Source organism: Actinomadura atramentaria DSM 43919 (genome assembly GCF_000381885.1).
Taxonomy (GTDB): Bacteria; Actinomycetota; Actinomycetes; order Streptosporangiales; family Streptosporangiaceae; genus Spirillospora; species Spirillospora atramentaria.
In genome coordinates this window covers 1-26,553 of the sequence record NZ_KB907219.1, presented here as the reverse complement: position 1 = coordinate 26,553, position 26,553 = coordinate 1, and the positions used below count along the sequence as shown (strand labels likewise).

The 26,553-nt window shown below is 76.0% G+C and carries 22 protein-coding genes and 1 rRNA gene; 4 read left to right on the top strand and 19 right to left on the bottom strand.

Going from position 1 to position 26,553, the window contains the following annotated elements:
- Positions 1-114: 114 nt before the first annotated feature.
- The 4 genes from G339_RS0124570 to G339_RS0124555 form a co-directional block, all read right to left on the bottom strand.
- Entirely contained in the window at positions 115-1,731 is a 1,617-nt protein-coding gene (locus G339_RS0124570) for an adenylate/guanylate cyclase domain-containing protein (RefSeq protein WP_019633715.1), read from the bottom strand.
- Positions 1,732-1,806: 75 nt separating this feature from the next.
- Complete coding sequence (locus G339_RS0124565; RefSeq protein ID WP_019633714.1) at positions 1,807-3,198, bottom strand: vWA domain-containing protein; 1,392 nt, start codon at positions 3,196-3,198, stop codon at positions 1,807-1,809.
- Between the two features lie 5 nt (positions 3,199-3,203).
- Positions 3,204-4,079 carry an AAA family ATPase gene (locus G339_RS0124560; protein WP_019633713.1) on the bottom strand — a complete coding sequence of 292 codons (876 nt, stop codon included), beginning with the start codon at positions 4,077-4,079 and terminating at the stop codon, positions 3,204-3,206.
- A complete protein-coding gene (locus G339_RS0124555; protein WP_019633712.1) occupies positions 4,076-4,495 on the bottom strand; it encodes a hypothetical protein in 420 nt (139 codons plus the stop codon). The genes G339_RS0124560 and G339_RS0124555 overlap by 4 nt, the downstream gene beginning before the upstream one ends.
- Positions 4,496-4,645: 150 nt before the next feature.
- On the opposite strand from G339_RS0124555, the gene G339_RS37100 reads away from it, so the two are divergent.
- Positions 4,646-4,981, top strand: coding sequence for a hypothetical protein (locus G339_RS37100; RefSeq protein ID WP_019633711.1), 336 nt, complete (start codon positions 4,646-4,648; stop codon positions 4,979-4,981).
- A gap of 28 nt (positions 4,982-5,009) precedes the next feature.
- Here G339_RS37100 and G339_RS0124545 read toward each other — a convergent pair whose 3' ends face one another.
- The 11 genes from G339_RS0124545 to G339_RS35210 all read right to left on the bottom strand — a co-directional run bounded on the left by G339_RS0124545 (position 5,010) and on the right by G339_RS35210 (position 18,503).
- Positions 5,010-7,208: an acyl-CoA dehydrogenase family protein gene (locus G339_RS0124545; RefSeq protein WP_019633710.1), complete on the bottom strand. Its 2,199-nt coding sequence runs from the start codon at positions 7,206-7,208 to the stop codon at positions 5,010-5,012.
- Between the two features lie 78 nt (positions 7,209-7,286).
- The gene (locus G339_RS0124540; RefSeq protein ID WP_019633709.1) at positions 7,287-8,288 is read right to left on the bottom strand and encodes a TerC family protein; all 1,002 of its coding nucleotides are present in this window, start codon (positions 8,286-8,288) and stop codon (positions 7,287-7,289) included.
- A gap of 177 nt (positions 8,289-8,465) precedes the next feature.
- The gene (locus tag G339_RS0124535; protein WP_019633708.1) at positions 8,466-9,641 is read right to left on the bottom strand and encodes a glycosyltransferase family 4 protein; all 1,176 of its coding nucleotides are present in this window, start codon (positions 9,639-9,641) and stop codon (positions 8,466-8,468) included.
- Positions 9,631-11,247 (bottom strand): murein biosynthesis integral membrane protein MurJ, encoded by a 1,617-nt coding sequence (gene murJ, locus G339_RS0124530; RefSeq protein WP_019633707.1) that lies wholly within the window; start codon positions 11,245-11,247, stop codon positions 9,631-9,633. Before murJ ends, G339_RS0124535 begins: the two co-directional genes overlap by 11 nt.
- A 74-nt stretch (positions 11,248-11,321) precedes the next feature.
- The gene (locus G339_RS0124525; protein ID WP_240489889.1) at positions 11,322-12,311 is read right to left on the bottom strand and encodes a hypothetical protein; all 990 of its coding nucleotides are present in this window, start codon (positions 12,309-12,311) and stop codon (positions 11,322-11,324) included.
- Between the two features lie 4 nt (positions 12,312-12,315).
- Positions 12,316-13,272: a copper transporter gene (locus tag G339_RS0124520; protein ID WP_019633705.1), complete on the bottom strand. Its 957-nt coding sequence runs from the start codon at positions 13,270-13,272 to the stop codon at positions 12,316-12,318.
- Positions 13,269-14,501: a putative cytokinetic ring protein SteA gene (gene steA, locus G339_RS0124515; protein WP_019633704.1), complete on the bottom strand. Its 1,233-nt coding sequence runs from the start codon at positions 14,499-14,501 to the stop codon at positions 13,269-13,271. The genes G339_RS0124520 and steA overlap by 4 nt, the downstream gene beginning before the upstream one ends.
- A gap of 218 nt (positions 14,502-14,719) precedes the next feature.
- Positions 14,720-16,417 (bottom strand): DNA repair protein RecN, encoded by a 1,698-nt coding sequence (gene recN / locus G339_RS0124510; protein ID WP_019633703.1) that lies wholly within the window; start codon positions 16,415-16,417, stop codon positions 14,720-14,722.
- A 60-nt stretch (positions 16,418-16,477) separates the two neighbouring features.
- Positions 16,478-17,413, bottom strand: coding sequence for an NAD kinase (locus G339_RS0124505; protein ID WP_019633702.1), 936 nt, complete (start codon positions 17,411-17,413; stop codon positions 16,478-16,480).
- Entirely contained in the window at positions 17,410-18,219 is an 810-nt protein-coding gene (locus G339_RS0124500; protein ID WP_019633701.1) for a TlyA family RNA methyltransferase, read from the bottom strand. Before G339_RS0124500 ends, G339_RS0124505 begins: the two co-directional genes overlap by 4 nt.
- On the bottom strand, positions 18,216-18,503 hold the full coding sequence (locus G339_RS35210; protein ID WP_019633700.1) for a hypothetical protein: 288 nt from the start codon (positions 18,501-18,503) through the stop codon (positions 18,216-18,218). Before G339_RS35210 ends, G339_RS0124500 begins: the two co-directional genes overlap by 4 nt.
- A 114-nt stretch (positions 18,504-18,617) precedes the next feature.
- On the opposite strand from G339_RS35210, the gene G339_RS0124490 reads away from it, so the two are divergent.
- On the top strand, positions 18,618-18,959 hold the full coding sequence (locus tag G339_RS0124490; protein WP_019633699.1) for an SCP2 sterol-binding domain-containing protein: 342 nt from the start codon (positions 18,618-18,620) through the stop codon (positions 18,957-18,959).
- Between the two features lie 30 nt (positions 18,960-18,989).
- On the opposite strand, the gene G339_RS0124485 is transcribed toward G339_RS0124490, so the two are convergent.
- Complete coding sequence (locus G339_RS0124485) at positions 18,990-19,994, bottom strand: HAD-IIA family hydrolase (protein WP_019633698.1); 1,005 nt, start codon at positions 19,992-19,994, stop codon at positions 18,990-18,992.
- A gap of 444 nt (positions 19,995-20,438) precedes the next feature.
- The gene (locus tag G339_RS0124480; protein ID WP_026341745.1) at positions 20,439-20,864 is read right to left on the bottom strand and encodes a tetratricopeptide repeat protein; all 426 of its coding nucleotides are present in this window, start codon (positions 20,862-20,864) and stop codon (positions 20,439-20,441) included.
- 73 nt (positions 20,865-20,937) lie between these two features.
- Here G339_RS0124480 and G339_RS0124475 point away from each other — a divergent pair, with 73 nt between their 5' ends.
- A complete protein-coding gene (locus tag G339_RS0124475; protein ID WP_019633696.1) occupies positions 20,938-22,308 on the top strand; it encodes a DUF1015 family protein in 1,371 nt (456 codons plus the stop codon).
- Positions 22,309-22,336: 28 nt separating this feature from the next.
- Positions 22,337-23,269: an MBL fold metallo-hydrolase gene (locus G339_RS0124470; protein ID WP_019633695.1), complete on the top strand. Its 933-nt coding sequence runs from the start codon at positions 22,337-22,339 to the stop codon at positions 23,267-23,269.
- Between the two features lie 52 nt (positions 23,270-23,321).
- Here the strand turns inward: G339_RS0124470 and G339_RS35205 are convergent, their stop codons facing one another.
- Positions 23,322-24,527, bottom strand: a complete 1,206-nt coding sequence (locus G339_RS35205; RefSeq protein ID WP_019633694.1) for a hypothetical protein — start codon at positions 24,525-24,527, stop codon at positions 23,322-23,324.
- 1,876 nt (positions 24,528-26,403) lie between these two features.
- A 5S ribosomal RNA gene (gene rrf, locus G339_RS0124460) occupies positions 26,404-26,520 on the bottom strand.
- Positions 26,521-26,553 lie beyond the last annotated feature (33 nt).

Here is a 26,553-nt window from a genome sequence, read left to right as displayed (position 1 = left end):
TTACCGGACCTGGGCGAGCGCGGCATCGCTTCGCGATCCGCCGCCGGGAGGCTCGCCTTCGGCATCGCCTCCCGACGGCGGGTCACGCACTCGCGCCGTGGTTGATGCCGCTCGTCAGCGCTGGCCGCCGGTCACGGTCTCGTCGGGCTCCGCAACCTCGTCCGCCGCGGCGACGGGCGAGGCCAGCCGGGTCGGTTCGGCGCGGCCGCGCAGGACGACCGCCTCGCCCAGCTCCCAGTGCCCCGCCTCCAGCTCGCCCGCGCGCTCGACGACGTCCCCCGCCGCCAGGACCCGCGCGGGCGTCGCCTTGGCGAGGTCGGTGAGCCGCGCCGCCTCGTTCACCGGGTCGCCGATGACGGTGTACTCGAACCGCGACTCCGCGCCGATGTGCCCCGCGACGGCCTCGCCCGCCGAGACGCCCACGGCGGCGGCGAGCCCCGGCACCTCGGTGCGCAGCCGCGCCGCCAGCTCCCGGCCCGCCGCGAGCGCGCGGGCGGGCGCGGCGTCCAGGTCCAGCGGCGCACCGAAGATCGCCAGCGCGGCGTCGCCCTCGAACTTGTTGATCCAGCCGCCGTGCCGCCCGACGACCTCCACGACGACGCCGAAGAACGCGTTGAGCAGCCGCACGACCTCGGTCGGCGGCCGCTCGGCGGCGAGCCGGGTCGAGCCGACGACGTCCACGAACAGGACCGCGACCCGGCGCAGCTCCCCGCCGAGGTCGATGCCGCGTTCGAGGGCGACGCGGGCGACGTCCACGCCGACCTGCCGCCCGAACAGGTCCTGCAGCCGCTCGTGCTCGCGGAGCCCGGCCGCCATGTGGTTGAACCCGGCCTGCAGCAGCCCGACCTCGCTGGCGTCGTAGACGGGCACCTCGACGTCCAGGTCGCCGCGCTCGACGCGGGCCAGGCCGAGCCGCACCGACTCCACCGGGTCCGCGATGGCGCGCGCGGCCCCGTAGGTGACGGCGAACCCGACGACGAGCGCGGTCCCGCCGAGGATCAGCGCGGCGACGGCGAAGTCCCGCAGCGTGACCTTGGCGATGACGATCGACCCGATCGCGAGCGCGACCAGCCCGAGGATCGGCACGGCCGTGCCGAGCGCCCACGCCAGCACCGACCGGGCGACGACGCCGGGCAGCCCCGTCCGCGCGGGCAGGCCCGCCCGCAGCGCGGCGGTGACGGCGCGGCGCAGCAGCCGCTCGGTGAGCAGGTAGACGATCGTGCAGGTGGTGAGCCCGCCGAGCAGGCTCGTCAGGCCGAGCTTGGCGGCCAGCAGCCCCGAGTACACGGCGTTGATGACGACCCAGCCGACCGTCCCGATGCCCCACAGCATCAGGTGGACGGCCATCAGCCGCAGCGGCGCGTACAGCAGCAGCGACCGCTCGCCGGGCCGCGCGCCGTCCTCGCGCTCCACGATCCGCCCGACCCGGCGGAACACCCGCGCGCCGAGGACGAGCCCGGCGGGGACGGCGAGCGTGACGTACGCCGTGAACAGCCAGACGTTGATCGTCTCGATGCGGGCGGGGATCTCCCCGTCCGGGCTCGGCAGGACGAGCGTGAACAGCAGCACGACGAGCGCGCCGCCGAGGTTGGCCAGCCCGCTCGCGACGGTGACCAGCACGCGGGCGCGGCGGGCGATGGCGGCGCGGGAGTCGCCGGGCCGGCCGTCGATCAGCCGCCACAGCACCGCGATCGGCGCGCGGCGCCGACCGGCCGGCCTGTCGAGTCCCATGACGGTGCAGACTAGCCGGTAACCCCGAATGTTTCGTACGTCACAGATGTCACAGGATCTGGGGCGTAACGCGCGTCAGGCCAGTTCCTCGACGAACGCGGTGAGCTGCGCCAGGTTCCGGCACTCGAACATCGGCACGACCGCGCCGTACCGGGACGCCGCCGAGTCCCCGGTGTCCCAGACGCCGCGCGGCTCGGGGTTGAGCCAGTACGCGTGCCGCGCCCGGTCGGCCATCGCCGTCAGCGCGGGCAGCGACAGCTCGCCGTAGTTGGACCGAGCGTCGCCGAGGACGAGCAGGGACGTGCGCGGCCCGATCGCGTCGGCGTACCGGTCCTCGAACACCTTGATCGCGCGCCCGTAGTTGGTGCGCCCGGTGACCCACACCAGGTCGGCCTCGCGCGCCATCCGCGCCATCGCGTCCGCGACGTCCACGCCCGGCGCGAAGTATTTGGTGATCTCGTCGATGCCGTCGATGAACGCGAACGCCCGCACCCGGCTGAACTGCTCGCGCAGCGCGAACGTCAGCAGCAGCGTGAAGTTCGCGAACGCCGACACCGAGTCGCTGGCGTCGCACAGGATGACCAGTTCGGGCCGATGCGGGCGGCGCGGCCGGTGGTGGGTGGTCAGCGGCACGCCGCCGCTGCCGAGCGACGCGCGGACCGTCCGGCGGAAGTCCAGCCGCCCCCGGCTGCCCGCGCGCTGCTTCTGCGCGAGCCGCGTGGCGAGCCGCCGCGCCAGCGGGTACACCTCGCGGCGCAGCCGGTCGAGGTCGGCGCGGTTCGCGCGGTGGAAGTCGAGCCGCTCCAGCGGCGGCCGCACCGACAGCCGCGCGGTGCGCTCGACGCCGGTGTCCTCGGCGATGCGGCGGCGGACCTCGCCCGCGACCATCCGCTCGAACCGGGAGATCCGGTCGCGGAACGTGCGGCGCGCGACGCGTTCGGCGAGGCCGCCGCGCTCCTGCCCGTGCAGGACGGCGTTCAGCAGGCCCGCCATCAGCGTCTCGGGCGACAGCGTCCGCAGCACGCCGGAGGAGAACCACGACTCCTGGCCGGGCGTGCGCCCGTAGGACGAGACGGCGTCGCGCGCGAACCGCCGCAGCCCCGCCTCGTCGCCCTCCAGCAGCAGGTCCGCCAGCTCGCGGCGGCGCTCCTGGACGCCGGGGTCCAGCGCGGCGGGCACCGGCTTGCCGTCGCCGTCGAGGCGGCGGGCGGGCCGGTCCGTCCGGCGGCCGGAGCCGTCGCCGAGCGCGGCGGGGAACCACAGGTCGAACAGCATGTCGAACTGGTCGCGGTGCGCGGGCCGCTTCACCAGCGTCGCGGCGTACGCGGCGCGCAGGGACGCGCGGTCCATCAGGTCGAGCAGGCGCATCGCGCGGACCGCGTCCAGGCCCTCGGCCGTCGAGACCGGCAGGCCCGCCTCGCGCAGCGCGGCGAGGAACCCGGCGTGCCGGTCGACGAGCGAGCGCACGGCCGTCAGCTCCGCAGGCCCAGCTCGGCCGCCGCGCGCTTGTGGTCGGAGACGTGCTTGAGCACGACTCCGAGCGTGCTCGCCAGCGCGGCCTCGTCCAGGTCGTCCAGCCCGAGCGCCACCAGCGTGCGCGCCCAGTCGATCGTCTCGGCGATGGACGGGGCCTTCTTGATCTCCAGGTCGCGCAGCGTCCCGACCGTGCGGACGAGCTGCTCGGCCAGCGACGCGCGGATGCCGGGCACCCGCGCGAGGACGATCGCCCGCTCCCGCTCGGCCGGCGGGTAGTCCAGGTGCAGGTACAGGCAGCGCCGCTTCAGCGCCTCCGACAGCTCCCGCGCCGCGTTGGAGGTGATCACCACGAACGGGCGGCGGACGGCGGTGATCGTGCCCAGCTCGGGGATCGTGACCTGGTAGTCCGACAGGACCTCCAGCAGCAGGCCCTCCACCTCGACGTCGGCCTTGTCGGCCTCGTCGATGAGCAGCACGGTCGGCTCGGGGCGGCGGATCGCCGCGAGCAGCGGGCGCTCCAGCAGGAAGTCGGCGGAGAAGATGTCGTCGTGGGTCTCCTGCCAGGCGCGGTCGGCGGGGGCCGCCTGGATCGCCAGGAGCTGCTTCTTGTAGTTGAACTCGTAGAGCGCGCGGGCCTCGTCCAGGCCCTCGTAGCACTGGAGGCGGATCAGGTCCGCGCCGGTCGCCGCGGCGACGGCCTTGGCCAGCTCGGTCTTGCCGACGCCCGCCGGGCCCTCCACCAGCAGCGGCTTGCCGAGGGCCTGCGCGAGGAACACCGTCGTGGTGACGGGCTCGGCCGCGAGGTACCCGACGTCGGCGAGCCGCAGCGCGACGTCGTCCGGCGAGGCGAACGGCGACTCCTCGCCGGTCATTTCGCCTTCGCCTTCGTGTACGTCTGATTCGTCCCCGCGAACACGAGCCTCCCCTTGTCGTCGATCGTCGCACCCCAGTACGACCCCGACTGCGGATCTCTCCCCTGCCAGGAGAAACGGTACTTGTTCTTCCCGTCTGGGATGGCCTGTCCGGTCCAGAGCGTCTGGCCGTCCTTCTTCCAGACGCCCGCGCCGCCCGCCTTGAACTCGAAGTAGTCCTTGTTCGGACCGGTCCAGCGGCCGACGAGCGCCTTGACGTCCGCGGCGTTCACCTGCGGGAGCGGCGCCAGCGTCGTCGCGGGCGGGAGCGACCCGGGGGACGCGGCGGGCTTCTCGCCCGACCCGCCGCACGCGCCCAGCGCGAGCGCGGCGGCGAGGGCCGTCCCGGCGAGGCGGCTGACGGAACCCACGCGCATGTGTACCTCCGGAGGGGAAGAGGCGGCTTACCGACGGGTTACCGTATCCGACGCGGGCCCGCCGCGCCGCCGATCCCTCTCAGGGACCAGCGGCGGACCGGGACTCCGGGGTGACGCGGAGGACGCCGTCCGCCGCCTATAACGGACGCCATGACGATCCCACGCCCGCCCCGCGCCGGAGCACCGGCCGACGCGGCGGCCGACAGGACGGCCGACGCCGCGGCCGCGATGGCCGCCCGCCGCGAACTCGGACCCGACTACGACGCCGCGTTCGCCCAGCTCATCGCCGAACGCGTCGCCCCGGCCCCGCCGCCGCGCGCCCGGCGCGGCCCCGACGCGGTGTTCGCCCTCGCCGTGCTGTCGCTGGTGGCGGCGATCCCGCTGACCGCCATCGCGGCGGCCCAGGCGGGGCTGCCCGGCCTCGTCGCGGCGCTGGCGGCGATCGTGCTGATCAACGCCGTCCACGCCGGGCGCCGGCGCGGGTGACCCGGACGGGCCGCCCGCGCCGGACCGGTCACCTGCCGGGCTCGGGGTCGCGGGGCAGGCCCAGCAGCCGCTCGCCGATGATGTTGAGCTGCACCTCGGTGGTGCCGCCGTAGATCGTCATCGCGCGGCTGAACAGCATCGCCCGCGCGACGATCCCGCTCTCGGCCATCGGGACCTCGGTGGCCGCCGCGTCGCCCTGCGCCGCCCAGCAGTGGTCGGCGACGTCCTGGTTGAACTGGACGCCGAGCAGCTTGCGGACGCTGGCCTCCGCGCCGGGCTCGACGCCGTTGAGCTGCTTGAGCGTCGTGCGCAGCGACAGCAGCTCGATCGAGTGGCCCTGCGCGACGAGCCGCCCGATCTCGGTGACCTCGGCGTCGCCGGGCTCGCGGTCGGCGTAGAACGCCAGCAGCTCCGCGACGCCCATGCCGAGGCCGCCGCTGCCGGTGGACAGCGACACGCGCTCGTTGGACAGGGTGTTGCGGGCGACCTGCCAGCCCTTGCCGACCTCGCCGACGACGCAGTCGTCCGGGACGAACACGCCGTCCAGGAAGACCTCGTTGAAGACGGCCTCGCCCGTCAGCTCCTTGAGCGGCCGGACGTCCACGCCCTCGGACTTCATGTCCACCAGGAAGTACGTGATGCCGTCGTGCTTGGACCCGGACGCGTCGGTGCGGGCGATGCAGAACCCCCACTGCGCGAACTGCGCGACGGACGTCCAGATCTTCTGCCCGGTGAGCTTCCAGCCGCCCTCGACCCGCTCGGCCTTCATCGACAGCGACGCCAGGTCCGACCCCGCGCCCGGCTCGGAGAAGAGCTGGCACCACACCATCTGGCCGCGCAGCGTCGGCCGCAGGAACCGCTCCTTCTGCTCCTCGGTGGCGTAGCGGACCAGCGACGGGACGAGCCACGCCCCGATGATCAGGTTCGGCGGCCGGACCCCGGCGGCCTTCATCTCCTGCTGGATGAGGATCTGCTCGACGGGCCCCGCGCCCCGGCCCCACGGTTCGGGGAAGTGCGGGACGGTCCAGCCCTCGTCGCCCATCTTCGCGTTGAGCTCGCCCTTGTCCTCGATCGCCTTCAGTTCGGCGATCTGGGCGCGGATGCGCTCGCGCAGCGGCTCGGTGTCGTCGTCCAGCTCCAGCTCGACGGCGCGGCGGCGGCCGTCCAGCGCGAGCCGCCCGATCGTGTTCGCCCAGCCGGACGCCGGGCCGAGCAGCGCCCGCAGCGTCAGCGTGCGCCGCAGGTAGACGTGGGCGTCGTGCTCCCAGGTGAACCCGATGCCGCCGAGGATCTGGATGGCGTCGCGGGCGGTGCGGACCCCGGCGTCGGCGGCGACGACCGCCGCGACGGCGGCCGCGAAACCGGCGTCCGCGGCGTCGTCCCCGAGGGCGCGGGCGGCGTCCCAGGCGGCGGCGCGGGCCTGCTCCAGCGCGATGAGCATCCGGGCGGCCTTGTGCTTGACGCCCTGGAACTGCCCGATCGGGCGGCCGAACTGCTCGCGGACCTTCGCGTACTCGGCCGCGGTCGTGACGAGCCAGCCCGCCGCGCCCGCCGCCTCCGCGCCGAACAGCGCGGCGGCCAGGTCGCGGACGCGGGCGGTGCCGAGCCCGTCGAGCACGCGCTCGGCGGGGACGGCCAGCCCGGCGGCCTCGACCTTGGCGACGCGCCGGACGCGGTCCAGGCTCTCGACGGGGGTGACGGCGACGTCGGCGGCGTCCGCCGCGACCCACACCGTCTCCCCGGCGACGTCGACCGGCAGGACCAGGACGTCGGCGAGCGCCGCGCCCAGGACCGTCCCGGCCGAGCCGTCCACGACGAGCGCGTCCCCGTCGCGGCGGCCGGTGAACGCGCCGCTCAGCGCGACGGCGGCGGTGCGGGAGCCGTCGGCGAGCGCGGGCAGCAGCTCGGCGCGGGCCTTGGCGCCGGTCGCGGCGTCGATCGCCGCGCTCGCCAGGACGGTCGGCAGGAACGGGCCGGGCGCGGCGGCGCGGCCCAGTTCCTCCAGCACGACGGCCAGTTCGAGCAGGCCGTACCCCTGCCCGCCGTGCTCCTCGCCCAGGTGCAGCCCGAGCAGGCCCTGCTCGGCCAGGGCGGGCCAGAACGCGGGCCGGGTCTCCCGCTCGGCCTCCAGCGCGGCCCGTACGACCGTCGCGGGGATGTTGCGCTCGGCGAAACCGCGTACGGATTCGGCGAGGGCCTCATGCTCTTCGGTCAGCCCGATGGCCATGCGTCACCTTCTCTCAAGCCGCTGTTGGACTGAGATTCTAGAACAGCATTCTGATCACGTCGCCAGGTGATCTGGGTCTCATGCGTCCCGATTCCCCGCCATCGCGCCCGATTCCTTTGCTTCTGTCCGCTCCGCCGCCCGCGCGCGCCGCGTCCCGACCGTGAGGCTCGCAACCGTCGTCGCCACCAGCGTTCCCGCGATGACCGCCAGCGAAAGCCAGATCGGCACGTCCGGGGCCCACGAGACGTGGTACTCGTGCAGCGCGTGCAGGACGAGCTTCACGCCGATGAACCCGAGGATGAACGCCAGCCCGTGCCCGAGGTACACCAGCCGGTCCACCAGACCGCCCAGCAGGAAGAAGAGCTGCACCAGGCCCATCAGCGCGAACGCGTTGGCGGTGAACACCAGGTACGGCTCGGTGGTCAGGCCGAAGATGGCCGGGATGGAGTCCAGCGCGAACAGGACGTCGGTCGAGCCGATCGCGATGACCACGATGAACAGCGGGGTGACCAGCCGCCGCCCGTTCCGCCGGGTGAACAGCCGCCCGCCCTCGTAGGCGTCGCTCGTCGGCAGGACCCGCTTGGCGAAGCGCAGCAGCCGGTTCTCGGTGAACTCGTCGTCGTCCCCGCCCCGGACCAGGCCGATGGCCGTCCAGATCAGGAACGCGCCGAACAGGAAGAAGATCCAGGTGAACGCGCTGAGCGCGGCGGCCCCGACGGCGATGAACGCGCCCCGCAGGACCAGCGCGATGACGATGCCCGCCATCAGCGCCGTGTGCTGCGACGCCTTCGGCACGCCGAACCGCGTCAGGATCACCATGAACACGAAGAGGTTGTCGACGCTCAGGCTCTTCTCGGTGACGAAGCCGCCGAAGAACTGCGCGGCGTGCGTCCCGCCCGAGAACGCCCAGACGCCGAGGCCGAACGCCGCGGCGAGGCCGAGGTAGACCGCCGACCAGAAGGCGGCGCGCCGGGTGGTGAACTCCCGGTCGTCGTTGCGGTGGATCACCAGGAGGTCCAGCAGGATCACGGCGAGGATGCCGCCGATCGTGAGGGCCCAGACCCAGGGGGCGACGTGCATGGATACGCCTCCGACTCGTCTCGTCGGAGGTCTCTCCCGCCCGTGTTCGGGTGGGCCGGCGGTCCCGGGCCGGCATGGGCCGACCGTAGTGACGAGACCGTCGCGCGGGGATACTCCCCTCCACTGCCTAGTTGAACGCGCCGGAGCATCGGCGCGTTCCACCGTTTCCGATCTTTTTCAGACGAGTCCGCGGTAGATCGCCGCGAGCTGGTCCACGGCGTCGTCCTCGGTCGGCAGCTCCGCCGCCCGCGCCGCCGCCGCCGCGCCGAGCCGGACGGCCAGCGCCGCGTCGTCCAGGACGCGGCCCACCGCGCGCTCCAGCGCCGCCGCGTCGCCCGCCGGGACCAGCAGCGCCGCCTCGCTCTCCGGCCCCTGCACCGTGCCGCCGCCGCGCTCCCCCGCGCCGACCAGCGGCGGGATGCCGCCGACGCGGGTCGCGACGAGCGGGCGGCCCGCGCGCAGGATCTCCTGCACGACGAGCGGCTGCCCCTCCCACACGCTCGGCACGACCGCGACGTCGGCGGCGGCGAGCAGGTCGGGGACGTCCGAGCGGCGGCCGAGCAGCCGCACCGGCAGGTCCTCGGCGGCGATCCGGGCCGCCAGCGCGTCGTGGAGCGGTCCGTCGCCCGCGACGGCGACCAGCGGCGCGGGGTCGCGGCGCGCCCAGCCCGCCGCCGCGTCCAGCAGCGTCGGCAGGCCCTTCTGGTCCGCGAGCCGCGCGACGGTGAGGACCAGCGGCCGGTCCCCGACGCCGAGCGCCGCCCGCACGTCCGCGCGGACGGCCGGGCCGGGCGTCGAGCGCGGCGGCGGCGCGGGCACCAGCGCCGCCTCGACGCGCCGCGCCCGCAGCCGCCGCATCCGCTCCTCCAGGTCCGGCGAGACCCCGAGCACGACCGCCGCGCCGCGCGCGACGACCCGCTCCAGCGCGCCGTACACGACGGCGGTGCGGCCGCCCGCGATGACGGCGTTGTGCAGCGTCACGACCAGCGGGGCCCCGCCGCGCGCGGCGCGCAGCGGCCCGGCGGCGACGCGCGCGCCCGCCGCGACGGCCAGCGCGCCCGCCCGCAGCCCGTGCGCGTGGACGACGTCGGCGTCGCGCAGCAGCGCCCGCAGCCGCCGCACCGCGCGCGCGTCCCGCGCCGGGCGCGGCCGGTCGGCGACGTCCACCTCGGCGAACCGCGCGCCGGTCGCGGTGAACCCGAACAGCTCCTCGGTCGAGGCCGGGCCGCAGACCACGACGCGCGCGCCCCGCGCGACCAGCCCGGCCGCGACGGACCGGACGTGCCCGCCCACGCCGCCCGCCGCCGTGCCGAGCACCAGCGCGACCCGCAGCCCGCCCAGTTCAGGGGACATCTCGTGCGAACCTCCTGCTGAGGACGGCGCGGAGGTCCCGGCCGTCGATCACGAACACCACCGCCAGGAACACCAGCCCGGCGGCCAGCGCCGCCGCCCCGCCGGTCCCGACGGCGCGCAACTGCCCCCCGGTGCCGAGCAGCGCCGCGCACCCGTACCCGGCGGCGGCCCCGGCGACCGCGCCCGCGACGGCCGCGAGCAGCGCGCGCGGCACCCCGTGCAGCGCCGCGCGGCCCCGCGCGCGGGCGAGCACGCCGAGCAGCAGCGCCCCGGCGACCGTCATCCCGGCCGCGTTGCCGACGCCGAGCGCGGCGACGACCCAGTGCGCGTCCACGGTGAACACGAGCGCGACGTCGGCGGCCATCACCGCGACCCACCCGATGACGGTCGCGACCGCGCCCGTCCGGCCCCGGCGGCACGCGTACAGCACCCGGCCGAGGTGGGCGACGAGCCCGTAGCCGACCAGCCCCGGCGCGAACGCCAGCACGGCGCGGGCCAGCACCTCCTGCTGGTCGGGGCGGCCGGGGTTGAACACCGCCGACGCGGGCACCGCGACGGCCGCGAGCACCGCCGCGCCCGCGCACGACACCAGCAGCACCGCCCGCGTCGTGGACGCGGTGATCCGGTCGAACGCGGCCGCGTCCTCCGGCGCGGTGCGCGCCGACAGCAGCGGGAACGCGCTCGTCGCGATCGGGACCGCGAGGATCGCCCACGGCAGCAGGTAGATCGACCAGGCGTACTGGTAGTTGGCGAGCGCGCCGCCCGTCCCCCGGTAGCTGAGCCGCACGACGAGCAGCGCCGACAACTGCTGCGCGACGACCGTCGCCAGGCCCGCGGCCGCCAGGTGCCGGACGCGCCGCGCCACGCCCGGCGGGAACCGCAGCGCGGGCCGCAGCCCGAGCCGCAGCCGCCACGCGGCGATCCCGGCGGTCGCGGCCATCGCGACGCCGCCGAGCGCCGTCCCGACCGACAGCGTCAGCTCGGCGTGCAGCGGCAGGCGCGCCAGGTCGTTCTCGAACCCGCGGCCCAGCGGCGCGTACACCAGGTACGCGCCGATGACGACGAGGCTCGACGCCAGCGGCGCGAGCGCGGGCGCGACGAACCGCCGGTGCGACTGCAGCACCCCGTACAGCACGACCGCCATCCCGTACATGATCATCTGCGGGGCGAGGACGGCGAGCATGTCGCCGCCGACCGCGACGACGTCGTGCCGCGAGCAGCCGATCAGGTCCGGCCCGACCAGCAGCTCCATGATCGGCCGGGACGCCAGCGCCATCGCCGCCGACAGCGGCACCATCAGCACCACGACCCAGGTCAGCAGCGCCGACGCGATCCGCCGGACCTCCTCGCGGTCGCCGCGCTCGGCGGGCGCGGCGAGCACCGGCACGACCATGCTGGCCAGCGCGCCGCCCGCGACGATCTCGTAGACGATGCTCGGGAACTGCGTCGAGGTGAAGTACGCCTGGCTCAGGCAGGACGTCGTGACGGTCTGCGAGAACACGTACGTCCGCCCGAACCCCGCCAGCCGCGACAGCACGGTGATGACGCCGATGACGACGGCGGCGCCCGCGAGGCCGCCGGTGAGGCGGCGGAGGCGAGGGGTCACGGGCGGGGGCTCACGGGGATCGGGCACGCGGGGCGCGGCGTCGGGCGGGGGCGGTTCGGCGCGGGGGCGGCCGGTCAGGACGCGGTGCCCGCGGCCGGTTCGGTCGGCGCGCCGTCGCCCGCGCCGTCGCCGGGGTCGGCGGGCGGCGGGACGGTCCCCGACGCGGGCGCGGGCGGGCGGCGGCCGAGCATGTCGAGCCGGTGCAGCACCGGCGTCCGCGCGATGACCTTGGTGAACGACACGAACTCGCTGGCGGCGTTCAGCCCCGCGACGCCCGCGAACACCGCGAGGCGGCTCCGGCGGCCGAGCCGCGTCGCGGCCAGGCCGAGCAGCCCGCCGAGCGCGTTCGCGCCGGTGTCGCCGAGCATCGCGCGCTCGGCCAGGTCGGCGGGCAGCAGCGCGGCGGCGGCCCCGAGCGGCGCGGCCGTCACCGCCCCGCCCGCCGTCGCGGCGAGCGGCACGCCGGTGAGCAGCCCCACCTTGATCGCCCGGCCGGGCCGCAGGTCGAACAGGTTCATCAGGTTCGCCGAGCCCGCGATCAGCGCGCCGTTCAGCAGCGTGTCGACGGCCCGTCCGGCGCGCGTCGGGGCCGGGGAGCCCGCCACGGCGGCGGCCGCCAGGCCCGCCGCGCCGATTCCGAGGATCTTCACCGCGCCGGTGGTGACCTCGCCGCGCGCCAGCGCGCCGAGGTGGCCCTTGAAGCCGCGCGACGTGCCCGACCCGAACAGGTCGTCGTAGCCGCCGAGCGCGCCGGGGACCGCCCCGGCCAGCAGCGTCGCGGCGCGCAGCCGCGCGCCGGGCCCGGCGGCCAGCAGCCCGCCCGCCGCCGCGCCCGCGACGAACGCGGGGCCCTCCAGCAGCGTGACCGGCTCGCCCCGGTGGTTGGTGCGGCCCCACAGCTCGTCGCCCGCGACGCCGCCGAGGCCCGGCGGGCGGGCGGTCAGCGACGCGTACGCGGCGCGGGCGGCGGCGCCGCCGAGCGCGGCCCCGGCCAGCCAGCGGACGGCGGCGCGCACCGGGCGCCCGTCCGTCGTTCCCCTCGGCGACCTCGTCGCACGGCTCATCGGCTCATCCGTTCTTCCCGGCGGCGGGGGCCGGGGACGGCAGGTACCCGCTCACGCCCGAGCCCGTGCCGTACTGCCCCGACTTGCCGCTCAACTCGTTCTGGAGGGCCAGGATCGTCACGACCTGGCCGGAGGCGGTGTCGGCCGTGTCGACGGCCGACACGCTCTTGTCGGTGTCGGAGTCGCGCAGCGCCGTGATCAGCCCGCCCTCCTGGGCGGCCTGCTGCGGCCCGCCCACGACGGTGCCGCGGCCCGCGCGGTCCAGCGCGCCGGTCACCGCCAGCAGCGCCTTGTTCGCGGCGTCGCCGCCGGAGTAGGTGTACGGGCTGGACGGCGCGACCATGACGGCGAGTGTCGCATGCTGGGCGGGCTTCCCGCTGAGAGTCAGGTAACCCGCCTGCTGGAAGCCGCCGAGGATCGCGCTGCCGGAGGCGTCCTCGCGGCCGATCCCGGCGGCGTCGCGGGTGACGAGCGCGGACGCCAGCACCGCGCCGGCCTTGGCGTACGGGTCGGCGTCGGACGGGAACGCGGTCCCGGCGGGCTTGAGCTGCGTCGCCAGCTCGTCCACCGTCGCGCCCTCGCGCGCGTCCAGGAACTTGGCCTGGATCGTGACGCGGCCGGTGACCGTCGCGCCCGCGGCCTTGGCCAGCGCGCCGATCTTCTCGATGCCGTCGTTGCCCGCGCCGGGGGCCTCCACCAGCACGACCGACTGGCCCTTGAGCCGCCCCTCGACGACCTGCGCGCCGAGGACCTGCGCGAACTGCTCCTGGCCCTTGGTCTGCGCGGTGAGCCGCGTCTGCTCCTGGCGCAGCGCCTCGTTGCGCTTGGCCGCGGTGTTGGCCTCGCGCTTCAGGCCCGCGGTGACCGAGTCCGACAGGGTGGTCGACCCGAGGATGATGCCGAGCGCCAGCGCCAGGAAGATCGCGACAATGGAGACGAGGTGGTAGCGGAAATCAATCAAGAGAAGAGTCCGGTCAGCCAGAAGAGGAAGGCGTGCCAGCGGTCGGCCAGCAGGGGACGGATGACGTCGCCCGCGGGGGACATGGACACGGCGGTGGACATGGCGACGAACGCGCCGATGACGAGGAAGAGGAGCTGCCAGGTGGAGATCCGGCTGCGGTACAGGCGGCTGACGCCCTTGGCGTCGACGAGCTTGCTGCCGACCCGCAGCCGCGTCAGGAACGTGCTGGCCATCCCGGCGCGGCCCTTGTCGAGGAACTCGACCATGTTGGCGTGGGTGCCGACCGCGACGATGAGCGTGGCGCCCTTGTCGTCGGCCAGCAGCATCGCGATGTCCTCGCTGGTGGCGGTGGCGGGGAACGTGACCGCCTCCCGCCCGAGGTCGTGGACGCGCTGCAGGCCGGGCGCGCGGCCGTCCCGGTAGGCGTGGACGACGATCTCCGCGCCGCAGGTCAGCGCCTGGTCCGACACCGAGTCCATGTCGCCGACGATCATGTCGGGCCGGTAGCCCGCCTCCAGCAGCGCGTCCGCGCCGCCGTCCACGCCGATGAGCACCGGCCGGTACTCGCGGATGTAGGGCCGCAGCGCCGCGATGTCCTCGCGGTAGTGGTAGCCGCGCACGACGATCAGCGCGTGCCGCCCGCTGATCTTGGTCTGGACGTCCGGGACGCCGACGCCGTCGATGAGCAGGTCCCGCTCGCGCTTGACGTACTCCATCGTGTTGGCGACGAATGCCTCCAACTGGTGCGCCAGCCCCGCCTTGGCCTCGGTGAGCGCGTCCTCGACGGTCGCGGCGGTCTGCTCGGTGCCCTTGGCGACCGTCTCCTCGCCGCACCGCACCGCGCCGCCGTCCAGGACGACCCGGTCGCCCTCGGCGAGCTTGGTGAAGACCTCCGGGCCGACGTCGTCCACCAGCGGGATGCCCGCCTCGACCAGGATCTGCGGCCCGAGGTTCGGATAGCGGCCCGAGATGCTCGGCGCGACGTTCACCACGGCCGCGACCTGGCACGACACCAGCGCCTCGGCGCTGACGCGGTCCAGGTCGACGTGGTCGATCACCGCGACGTCGCCGGGCTGGAGCCGCTTGGTGAGGTTCTTGGTGCGGCGGTCGAGCCGGGCGGTGCCGGTGACCCCGTCCGCGCCGCGCCCGCGCCCGAACACGCGGACGCGCCGCGCCAGCAGCGGCGCGAGGCGGGCCCGCCGGTCGGTGGTGGGTGACGGCTCGTTCATCGCTCCCTCATCCTGCCAGAGCACAAGGACCGCCCAGGGCAACGGCGGGGCGTGTCATCGCGGGGGGACGACCCCCCGGACCCCCCGCGGCGCAGAGCATGCGTCCTCGCTCGCTGGCGCTCACTGCGGTGCATCCTCCGCGCCGGCGCTGCGCGCCGCGAGCCCTGGGGGCTCGCGGCGCGCAGCGCCGGAAACCCCCCTCGGGTCGCTGTGCGGTGTCATCGTTCGGCGGCGGCGAGGGCCAGGAGTTCCTCGGCGTGGGCGCGGCCGAGTTCGGAGTCCTCCAGCCCGGCGAGCATCCGGGACAGCTCGCGGACGCGGCCCTCGCGGTCCAGCGCGGTGACGCCGCTGCGGGTGACGGACCCGTCGCTGGCCTTCTCCACCAGCAGGTGCTGGTCGGCGAACGCCGCGACCTGCGGCAGGTGGGTGACGACGATCACCTGCGCGTTGCGCGCCAGCCGGGCCAGCCGCCGCCCGATCTCGACGGCCGCCTTGCCGCCGACGCCCGCGTCCACCTCGTCGAACACGAACGTGGGGACGGGATCGGACCCGGCGAACACGACCTCGATCGCCAGCATCACCCGCGACAGCTCGCCGCCGGACGCGCCCTTGTTCAGCGGCAGCGGCCGCGACCCCGGATGCGGGGCCAGCAGCACCTCGACGTCGTCCGCGCCGTGCGGGCCGAACTCTCCCGCCGGCCCGACGCGCACCACGACGCGCGCGTGCGGCATCGCCAGCGCGGTCAGCTCGTCGGTGACGGCCTCGGAGAACCGCTCGGCGGCGCGCTCCCGGACGGCCGTCAGCTCCCCCGCCTCGGCGGCGAGCCGGTCGGCCAGCTCCGCGTGCTCGGCGCGCAGCTCCCCGATCCGCTCGTCGTCGCCCGCCAGCTCGGTGAGCCGCGCGGCGGACTCGCGCGCCCACGCCAGCGCCTCCGCGACCGTCCCGCCGTGCTTGCGGGCCAGCGCGACGACCTCGGCGCGGCGCTCCTGGACGACCGCGAGCCGCGCCGGGTCGGCGTCGACCGACTCGGCGTAGGCGGCGAGGTCCGTCGCGGCGTCCGACACCAGGTACCCGGCCTCGGCGAGCCGGTCCGCGAGCGCGCCCAGCGCCGGGTCGTGGTCGCGGACCTGCTCCAGCGCCGTCCGCGCCTGCCCGAGCAGGCTCACGACGTTCGGGGCCTCGAACGCGGCGGCCGGGTCGCCCAGCAGCGCCTCGTGGGCGGTGTCGGCGGCGGCGCGCAGCGCGTCGGAGTGGCCGAGCCGCTCCTCCTCCGCGGCCAGCTCGACGTCCTCGCCCTCCTTGGGGTCGACCTTCTCGACCTCGTCGAGGCCGAACCGCAGCAGCTCGGCCTCCCGCGCGCGCTCCGCGGCCCGCGTCGTCAGCTCGTCCAGCAGCGCCGCGACCTGGCGGTGCCGCTGGTAGGTGCGCGTGTAGGCGCGCAGCGGCTTGGTCAGCTCGCCGCCCGCGTAGCGGTCCAGCGCGGCGCGCTGCCGCCCGGACTGCAGCAGCCGCTGCTGGTCGGACTGGCCGTGGACGGCGACGAGCTCGTCCGCCAGGTTGATCAGCAGGCTCACCGGGACGGACCGGCCGCCCAGATGGGCCCGCGACCGCCCCTCCGCCGACACCGACCGGGTGACGATCAGCGCGCCGTCGTCCAGCTCGCCGCCCGCCTCCTCGACGCGCTCGACGACCCGGCCGCCCGGGTCCACCACCAGGCGGCCCTCCACGACGGCGCGGTCCGCGCCGGGCCGGACCCGCTGCGGGTCGGCCCGGCCGCCGAACAGCAGGCCGAGGCTCGTCACCACCATCGTCTTCCCGGCCCCGGTCTCGCCCGTCACGACATTGAAGCCGGGAGACAGGTCGAGCACGGCCTCGTCGATCACACCGAGGCCCTTGATCCGCACCTCATCGATCATCGGACGCACCGGCGTCACAACCCCTCGCACAACAGTTCCCGGTTCCCGCGGCTGCCGAGATTATCGCCCCTGTCCGGTTCCCGGCTCCTCCGGACGCGGCCGCGACCGCCCCCGCCAGCCGGTCACCGGCAACCCGAACTTGGTCACCAGCCGGTCGGTGAACGGCGTGCGGTGCAGCCGCGCCAACCGCACCGGATGCTCGCCCCGGCGGACCTCGACGCGGGCCCCGGCGGGCAGGTCGATCATGCGCCGCCCGTCGCACCACAGCACCGCGCACGGTGTGTCCGCCATCACCTCGATCGCCACCAGCGACCGCGGCGAGACGACCAGCGGCCGGGAGAACAGCGCGTGCGCGGAGATCGGCACGACCAGCATCGCCTCGACCTCCGGCCACACCACCGGGCCGCCCGCCGAGAACGCGTACGCCGTCGAGCCGGTCGGGGTGGCGCACACCACGCCGTCGCAGCCCCAGTTCGACAGCGGACGGCCGTCGATCTCGGCGACGACCTCCAGCATCCGCTCCCGCTCGGCCTTCTCCACCGACGCCTCGTTCAGCGCCCACGTCGCGCCGACGACCTCGCCGTTGCGGCGGACCGTGACGTCGACCGTCATGCGCTCCTCGACGTCGAAGCGGCGCGAGACCACCCGGTCCACGGTGGCGGCCAGGTCCTCGCGCTCGGCCTCGGCGAGGAACCCGACGTGCCCGAGGTTCACGCCGAGCAGCGGCGTCCCGGCGGGCCGGGCCAGGTCGGCGGCGCGCAGCAGCGTCCCGTCGCCGCCGAGGACCATGACGACCTCGGCCTCGGCCGCCGCCGACGGGCCGTCCGGGACGACCTCGACGTCCTCGCTGGCGATCTCGCGGGCCTCGTCCTCCAGCACCCGGACCGTGATCCCGGCCCCGGTCAGCCGGTCGATGACGAGATTGGCGCTGCGGACCGCCTCCGGCCGCCCCGTGTGCGCGACGACGAGCACCGACCGCCGTTCGCCGTCCGTCACCGCGGCCCCTCCTCGATCGCGCGGGCCAGGTCCTCCTCGGCCAGCGGCGGCGCGCCCGCGACCAGCCACAGGAAGTACTCCACGTTCCCGGACGGGCCGGGCAGCGGGCTCGCGGTGACGCCCCGGACCCCGAGGCCCAGCGTCGCGGCGTGCGCGGCGACGTCCCGGACCGCCTCGGCGCGCAGCGCCGGGTCGCGGACGACGCCGCCCGCGCCGACCCGCTCCCGGCCGACCTCGAACTGCGGCTTCACCATCAGCGCGAAGTCGGCGTCCGGCGCGGCGCAGCGGCGCAGCGGCTCCAGCACCAGGCGCAGCGAGATGAACGACAGGTCGCCCACCACCAGGTCGGCGGCGGGCTCGGCGGGCCGCCCCAGCAGCTCGGGCGTCAGCTCGCGGACGTTGACGCGCTCCAGCACGACCACGCGGTCGTCGGTGCGCAGGGACCAGGCGATCTGCCCGTAGCCGACGTCCACCGCGTGGACGCGGGCCGCGCCCGCGCGCAGCAGGACGTCGGTGAACCCGCCGGTGGACGCGCCCGCGTCCAGGCAGACGCGGCCCGCCGGGTCCAGCCCGGCGAACGCCGCGAGCGCGCCCGCGAGCTTGTGGCCGCCGCGCGAGACGTACTCCGGGCCGTCCGCGGGCTCGGCCACGACGATCGCCGCGCCCCGGTCCACCTGCGTCGCGGGCTTGGCGGCGACCTGCCCGCCGACGCGGACCAGGCCGTCGCCGACGAGCCGCGCGGCCTGCTCGCGGGAGCGGGCCAGGCCGCGCCGCACGAGTTCGGCGTCGAGCCGACTCCGCGTCATGCGCGCGGGCCCGGCACCGGGCGGACCGCGCCGGGCGCGGGCGGGCGCGGCAGCGGCGGGCGCGGCGCGGCGGCCGGGTCGGCGGCCCTGTCCGCGGCCCTGTCCTCGGCGTCGCCGCCGAGCAGTTCCTGGAGCCGGGCGTGGACGTCCTCGAAGACCTCCACGTGCGCGGCGACCGGCGCGCCCGCCAGTTCCCGCAGCCGCGCGAGGACCGCGTCGACGCGCGCGTCCCCGGTGGGCGCGGGCACGCCGGCGGGGGTGGGCGGCGCGGCGTCGTCGGACATCAAGGTCTCACCTCCTGACGGCCCCGACCGCGGGTCGCGAGTCGCCTGGGGCCCGGTGTGAACGCTACCGTCCCCGCAGGGGATCGTCGTCGATCGAACGGGGGGAACGGCCTGATGGCGAACGAGGAGGAATGCCGCGCGGCGCTCGGCCGCCTCGCCGCCCGGCTCGCCGAGGTGGACGCCGACGCGTTCGCCGAGCACGTCGTGGAGCGCACCGTCTCCTGCCGCGTGCCCGACCTCGGCGTCGCGTACCGCACCCGGCTGCACGCCGGGGGCCTGGACCCGTTCACGCCCGACGAGGACCCGCGCGCCGCGCAGGTGCGGCTGACGGTCGGCAGCGACGACCTGGTCGCGCTCGCCGACGAGCGCCTGCACCCGGCGCGGGCGTGGGCCGCCGGGCGGCTGAAGGTCGAGGCGAGCTTCACCGACCTGCTGCGGCTGCGCAAGGTCCTCTGAACGTCCGTGTGCGGGCGCCCGGGCCGGGCGTCAGCCGAGGCCGAGGACGGCGAGCGGCCCGTCCAGCGCGGCCGCGCCGACCGGCGCGTCGTCGCGCCAGCACGCGGCGGCCAGGGCGCGCAGGCCGTCGTAGGGGTCGCCCGCGCCGGTCACGTCCAGGACGTCCCCGGCGCGGCGCGCGGTCCAGCCCGCGCAGCGCCACGCGTCGCCCGCCCGGTCGACGCCCGGGTGCGCGGTCAGGAGCCCGCCGAGGTCGGCGGCCAGGAACGTCGGGCGGTGGTCGGGGCGGGCCGTCAGCGCCTCCCGGACGCCGGTGACGCCGGTGAACACCAGCAGGCTGTCGGCGCCGCCCTTGTGCGCGCCCTCGATGTCGGTGTCCAGGCGGTCCCCGACGATGAGCGGGCGCTCCGCCCCGGTGCGCTCCACGGACTCGCGGTGCAGGGGGCGCTCGGGCTTGCCGGTGACGATCGGGTCCACGCCCGTCGCGGTGCGGATGACCTGCAGCAGCGAGCCGTTGCCCGGCTTGAGGCGGCCGTCCGCGCCGGGGATCGTCCGGTCCCCGTTGGAGCCGACGAACAGCGCCCCGGCCAGCACCGCCTTCGCGCCCTCCGCGATCAGCCCGTAGTCGAGGCCGGGGTCGAAGCCCTGCACGACGGCGGCGGGCCGCTCGGCGGCCAGCGACACCGGGCGCAGGCCCCGGGCGTGCAGGGCGCGGCGCAGGGCCGCGCCGCCGACGACGAGCACGGCGGACCCGGCGGGCAGCCGCTCGGCCAGCAGCGACGCGGCGGCCTGCGCGGACGTCACCACGTCGGCGGGGTCGGCCGGGACGCCCACCTCGCGCAGCAGCGTCGCCACCGCGGACGGCGTGCGCGACGCGTTGTTGGTCACGAACGCGAGCCGCTGCCCGGCGGCGCGGGCCTTGGCGAGCGCCTCGGCGGCTCCCGGAACGGGCCGGTGGCCCCGGTACACGACCCCGTCGAGGTCGAGCAGCGCGACGTCGTAGACCTCGCTGAGCGGTCCGTCGGACGCTCTCATGGCACCCCATCCCTTGGCTGGCGGCCCGGTGACCCGGCTCACGGTCCCATCTCACCATCCCGTCCGCCGCCGCCCCGGCCCCGCCCGGAACGCTCCACCGCCCCACCCCGCCCGTCCCCACCACCCGCCACCAGCAACGCCCCGCCCCCACGCACCCGCCGACCGCTCCCGCCCCCGGACGGGACATGACACGCATCACACATCACCCGATCACAAAATGATCGAAACCACCGGCCCCACCGCGGAGTCCGCTCCACTCGAACGAAAGACGACGACACGGGCCGCGGAACGCGCAGCCGGACGATCGGCCGGAGTCTCAGTCGGAGAGAACGGCCGGGGGCGCGGGGCCTTGGGGGAAACGGCCAGGGAGTTCGGGCGGAAGAATCGGGTCAGGGGGTCGGATCGGCCGGGAGGATCGGTCGGGACGGGGATTCGGGTCGGGGGTCAGTCGCGGGCGGCGAGGGTCGCGCGGACGTGCCGGAGCGCGTTCGCGTAGTCCCTGTTCTCCGGCCGCATCGCGGCCGCGAGGGCCAGCGGCTCCACGGCGGCGCGGAACTCGCCCATCCGGCTCAGGGCCAGGCCGAGGCCGAACAGGGCGTAGTCCTCGGCGGGGTCGTCGGCGACGATCGAACGGAAGCTCGCGGCGGCGTCGTCGAACCGGCGCGCCCCGAACTGCGCGCGCGCCAGCGCCTCCCGGATGCTGCGGGACTCGGGCTCGGCCTCGGCCGCCCGGGACAGGAGCTGCAGCGCCGCCGCCGCGCTGCCCGATCTCAGCAGGACGAGCCCGCGGGTGTACCACTCGTACACGCCGCCCTCGGGGGGATGCTCGTCCGGGGAATCCTCCGGCCGTTGCGGTCCTTGGGAATTCATATGGACCTCCCCTGCGACTCTGGATCTCTTCGACGGTACCCGCCCGGGGACCGGGGGGCCGCCGGTGAATAGCATGCCCACGGTGAACGGCGATCTCCCTTCCGGATCGAGTCCGGAGGAATTCAGCGCGCGGGCGTTCGGGGCACCGGACCCGCGCGCCGCCGCCGGTCTCGTCCTCGCCCCGTTCCGGGGCGTGCGCTTCGACCCGCGCCGCGTCGGCGGCCTCGCGGCCGTGACCAGCCCGCCGTACGACCTCATCGACGACCAGGCCGTCCGCGCGCTGCTGGACGGCGACGGCCACAACGTCGCGCGCCTCATCCGGTCCCGCGCGGCGGGCGCCGACCACGCCGAGGCCGCCGCGACGCTGCGCCGCTGGCTGGCCGACGGCTCGCTGGCCCCCGACGACCGCCCGGCCCTGTACGTGTACGAGGCCGCCGAGGGCGCGCGCGTCCTCCAGCGCGGCCTGATCGGCGCGCTGGGCCTGCGCGCGGAGGGCGACGGCGTCGTCCTGCCGCACGAGAACGTCTACCCCGGCCCCGTCCGCGACCGCCTCGCGCTGATGACCGCGACCCGCGCGAACCTGGAACCGATCCTGCTCACCTACGAGGGCGGCGCGGCCACCGCCGCGATCGTCGACCGCGCGGCGGACGCCGATCCGCTCGTCGCGTTCCTCGACCGCGACGGCCTCACGCACCGCCTCTGGAGCATCACCGACCCGCGGCTGCACGCCGAGATCGCCCGCGACCTCCTCCCCCGCCGCGCGCTCATCGCCGACGGACACCACCGGTACGCCACGTACCGCCTGCTCCAAGCCCGCCAGGACGGCCCCGGCCCCTGCGACTACGGCATGGCCCTCCTCGTCGACTCGACCCGCTACCCGCCGCGCCTCAGCGCGATCCACCGCGTCGTGCCCGGCCTCCCGCCCGAGCGCGCCGCGGCAGCCGCCCGCACGGCGTTCACCGTCGCGCCGCAGCCCGACCCGGACACCGGACTCGCCGCACTGGCCGCCGCGCGCGGCCCCGCGTTCCTGCTCGGCGGCCCGGACGACCTCCACCTGCTCACCGACCCGGACCCGGCGCGGCTCGCCCGGGTCCTGCCGCCCGACGCCTCCCCTCTCCTGCGCTCGCTGAACACGACCGTCCTCGACCGGCTCCTCATCGCGGACGTCTGGGACCTGCCCGCGAGCGCCGTCGAGATCGTCCACGACGACCCGCGCGCCGCGCTCGACCTCGCCCGCGCGACCGGCGGCACGGCGGTGCTGCTCAACCCCCTGTCCGTCGAGGACGTGACCGCGCTCGCCGCGCGCGGCGAGCGCGTCCCCCGCAAGTCCACCTCCTTCGGCCCCAAGCCCCGCAGCGGCCTCGTCCTGCGCCTGCTCGACCTCCCGGACCACGATGACCCGGCGGACGACCCCGCCGGAAACCCGTCCGGGAACTGTGGATAACCCGCCGCCGGAGAGCGAGGATCGACGCATGGAGACCACGATCACCCCGCTCGGCGGGAACGTCTACGAGATCGACACCCGGATGGCCGGGTACGCGGGGATCACGGCCGGGTACCTGATCCTGTCCGACCGGCCCTGCCTGGTGGAGCCGGGGACGTCCGGATCGGCGCCGACCGTCCAGGCCGCGCTGACCGAACTCGGCGTCGGCGCGTCCGACCTCGCGACCGTGGTCGTCACCCACATCCACCTCGACCACGCCGGAGGCGTCGGCGACATCGCCGCCATGTACCCCGGCGCGGAGGTCGTCGTCCACGAGAAGGGCGCCCGCCACCTGGCGTCGCCGGAACGGCTGATGCGCAGCGCCCGCATGGTCTACGGCGACGCGCTCGACGTCCTGTTCGGCGAGCTGAAGCCGACCGACGCCGCGCGCATCCGCGCCGTGGACGACACCGGCGTCATCGACCTCGGCGGCGGCCGCCGCCTGGAGTCCCACTACTCGCCGGGGCACGCCAAGCACCACGTCGGGCTGATGGACTCGGCCACCGGGGACCTGTACGTCGGGGACGCGGCGGGCGTCTACCTGCCCGAGACCGCCGACGTCCGGCCCGCGACGCCGCCGCCGGACTTCGACCTCGACACCGCGCTGGCGTCCCTGCGCCGCTTCGCGTCCCTCCAGCCGCAGCGGCTGCTGTTCGCCCACTACGGGCCGGTCGCGGAGGTCGAGGACACGCTGGACCGCTCCGCCGAGGAACTGCGCGTGTGGGTGGACGCCGTCCGCGACGCCCAGGACGCGGGACTGGACGTCGACCACGCCGTCGCGATGGTCCAGGAGCGCACGAACGACCGCTACCGCATCACCCAGGACGACATCGACCCGGAGATCGCCGAGAAGTACCAGGTGCTCAACAGCGACCACAGCAACGTCACCGGGATCATGCACGCGCTCGCCCGGCACGCCTGACCGCCGTGAACAGAACAGCCCCCGGGCCGTCGGCCTGGGGGCTGTTCGCTCGTCACTCGCCGGGACGCTCGTCCGGGTCGCGCTTCGGCTCCGGCGCCGGCTCGGGCTCCAGGAACACCGCCGGGGCCTCGGCCGCGACGTCGTCGACGGGCTCGGGCGACACGGTGACCTCGGGCTTGAACTCGAACGCCACGGGGTCGATCACGGTCTCGACGGCGATCTCGGGCTCGGCGGACGCGGCATCGCCGGGCTCGGCCACGACGACCGTCTCCTCGACCACGACGTCTTCCGCCGTGCCGTCCTCGACCACGGCTTCCTCGACCACGATCTCATCGACCGCGGCCGCCTCGACCGCAGGCGGGACGTCCGCGGCCGCCTCGGCCTCTACGGCAGCGACGTCCTCGCCCGCATCTCCGGCGTCCTCGACCGCGGTCCGCTCGGCAACGGGCGCGACATCGTCGGCCCCCTCGCCGGTTTCACCCGAGTCGTCGGCGGGACCGGCGGCCTCGGCCGCGGTCTCCTCGATCACGGACGCGACGTCGTCAGCCCCCTCGCCGGCGGCCGGCGTCTCGCCGTCCTCCTCCTCGGTGTCGACGATCTCCAGGCCCTCCAGCTCGGCGTACCGCTCGGCCGCGTCGGTCTCGGCGTCGCGGTCGGCCGCCGCGGCGCGCGCGAACCAGTCCGACGCCTCCTCGTCACGGCCCGCCTCGACGAGCGCGTCGGCGTACGCGTAGAACAGCCGCGCCGACCACGGCCGCAGCCGCCGGTCCCGCAGCTCGGGGATCTGGAGCGTGACGACGGCGGCGTCGTACTGCTCCAGGTCGCGGCGCGCGCCGGACTCCACGATCCGCAGCTCGACGCGCGTCGCGTCGTCCAGCCGGTCCGCGTCGGGCGACTTGACGAGGTCGAGCGCGCGCTCGGGGCGGCCGAGCCCGCGCTCGCTGTCCGCCATGACGGGCAGGTACGAGTCGTCGCCCGCGCCGAGGCGGCGGGCCGCCCGCAGTTCCGCGAGTGCCTCCGACCACTCCCCGGCGTGATAGGCGGCGAGCCCGGCGGCCTCCCGGACGATGCCGACGCGGGACGCGACGCGGCGCGCCGCCCGGGCGTGCGCGTACGCGCGCTCGGCGTCCTCGTCCGCGAGCCGCCCGGCCATCACCAGGTGGCGGGCGACGCGCGTCGCGAGGTCCTTCGGCAGCGACCGCAGTCCCGCGCGCGCGTCGGCGTCCAGTTCGTCGCCGGTGACGTCGTCGGGCAGCACCGGGTCGTCGTGCTTCGGCTCGGCGGGCTCGCGGCTCTCCGCGTCCCGCCCGCGCCGCTCGTACGGCCGACCGGACCGGTCGCGGTCCTCCCCGCGCTCACGCCACGGCTTCCCCGGCCGCCGGTCGTCGCCCCGGAAGGACGGCCGGTCCGAACGCCGGTCGTCCCGGCGATCCGACCGAGGCCCACCGGGCCCGCGCCGCTCATCCGACCGCCCCCCGCGGTCGTCCCGCCGCTCGAACCGGGGACCACCCGGCCCACGCCGCTCACCACGATCGTCCCGACGCTCGAAACGCGGGCCGCCAGGCCCACGCCCCTCCCCGCGATCGTCACGCCGCTCAAAACGCGGACCACCCGAGCCACGCTGGCCACCACGGTCATCGCGCCGCTCGAACCGGGGACCACCCGGCCCACGCCGCTCACCACGGTCGTCCCGACGCTCGAACCGGGGACCACCCGGCCCACGCCGCTCACCACGGTCGTCCCGACGCTCAAAGCGCGGGCCACCAGGTCCACGCCGCTCACCGCGATCGTCGCGCCGCTCGAACTGCGGACCACCCGATCCACGCTGCTCACCACGATCGTCCCGACGCTCGAACCGGGGACCACTCGACCCACGCCGGTCACCACGATCGTCTCGACGCTCGAACCGCGGTCCGCCCGATCCGCGCTGTCCACCGCGGTCGTCCCGGCGCTCGAAACGCGGACCACCCGACCCGCGCCGGTCATCGCGATCGTCGCGCCGCTCGAACTTGCGGTCGCCACCGTCGCGCGACTCGAAGCGGGGGCCGCCGGGGCCGCGCCACTCGCCACGGTCATCGCGGCGCTCGAACCGAGGGCCGCTCGGCCCGCGCCGATCGCCACGGTCATCACGGCGCTCGAAACGCGGCCCGCCGGGTCCACGCTGCTCGCCACGGTCGTCACGGCGCTCGAACCGGGGGCCACCCGACCCACGCCGGTCATCGAACCCGCCGCCGCGCTCGTCGCGGCGCTCGAAACGCGGTCCCGGGCCACGGCGGTCGCCGGAGCTCCCGGGACGGTCGTCGCGCCGATCACCGCGCGGGCCGCCCGACCCCCGCCGGTCGTCGCGGCCTGCGAACCGGGGACCGCCCGGTCTGCGCCGGTCCTCGAACCGCCCGGAGCGGTCGCCGCCGCGGAAGCCGCCCTGCGGACGGCCCGAGCCGTTGTCGTGGCGCGGCCCGCCGGGGCCGCGGCCGCCGCGATCGTCGCGCGGACCGCCGCGCTCGTAGCGGTCGCCGCCGGAGTTGTAGGGACGCCGGTCGTCGCGGTCGCCCGGCCGGCCCTGGAACCGCCGGTCGCCGCCGCCCTGGCGCGGACCGCCCGGCCCACGGCCGCCGCGGTCGTCGAAGCGCCGGTCGCCGCCCTGGCCGCGCCGGTCGTCGGGCCGCTGGAACGGCCGATCGGACCCGCGCCCGTCGCGCGGTCCGCCGCCCGGACGGTCGCCCTCGCGGAAGCCGCCGCCCGTACGACGGTCGTCGCGCCGGTCGTCGCGGCGCGGGCCGCCGCCCGGACGCCCGCCGGAGAAGGAGCGGCCCTGCGGACCGCCCCGCGATCCGCCGTAGCCGCCGGACCGGCCGCGGGAGTCCCCCGACCCCCCGGACCGGGGCGCACCGCCCCGAGGACCGCCGTTGCCGCGCTTACCCGCGTCCCCGCGAGGCTGCCCCCCACGACGGGCGGGCTTGTCCCGCCCCCCGTCCCTGCCTCGCCGGTCGTCGCCGCCCCGGCCGTCCTCTTCCGCGCTCATCACAACCGTCACTGTTCTCGTCGTTCGGTGGACCCTTGCAGCCTACTTCGGCCGGCCCAATACATGCGTCGAGGGCCGCCTCGAAAACAAGGCGACCCTCGACTGAAAAAGAGTCCGGCGGTGTCCTACTCTCCCACACAGTCCCCCATGCAGTACCATCGGCGCTGAAAGGCTTAACTTCCGGGTTCGGAATGGGACCGGGTGTTTCCCTCTCGCCAAAACCACCGAACGACCAACCCCAACCCCTCCGAAGCACCGAAGC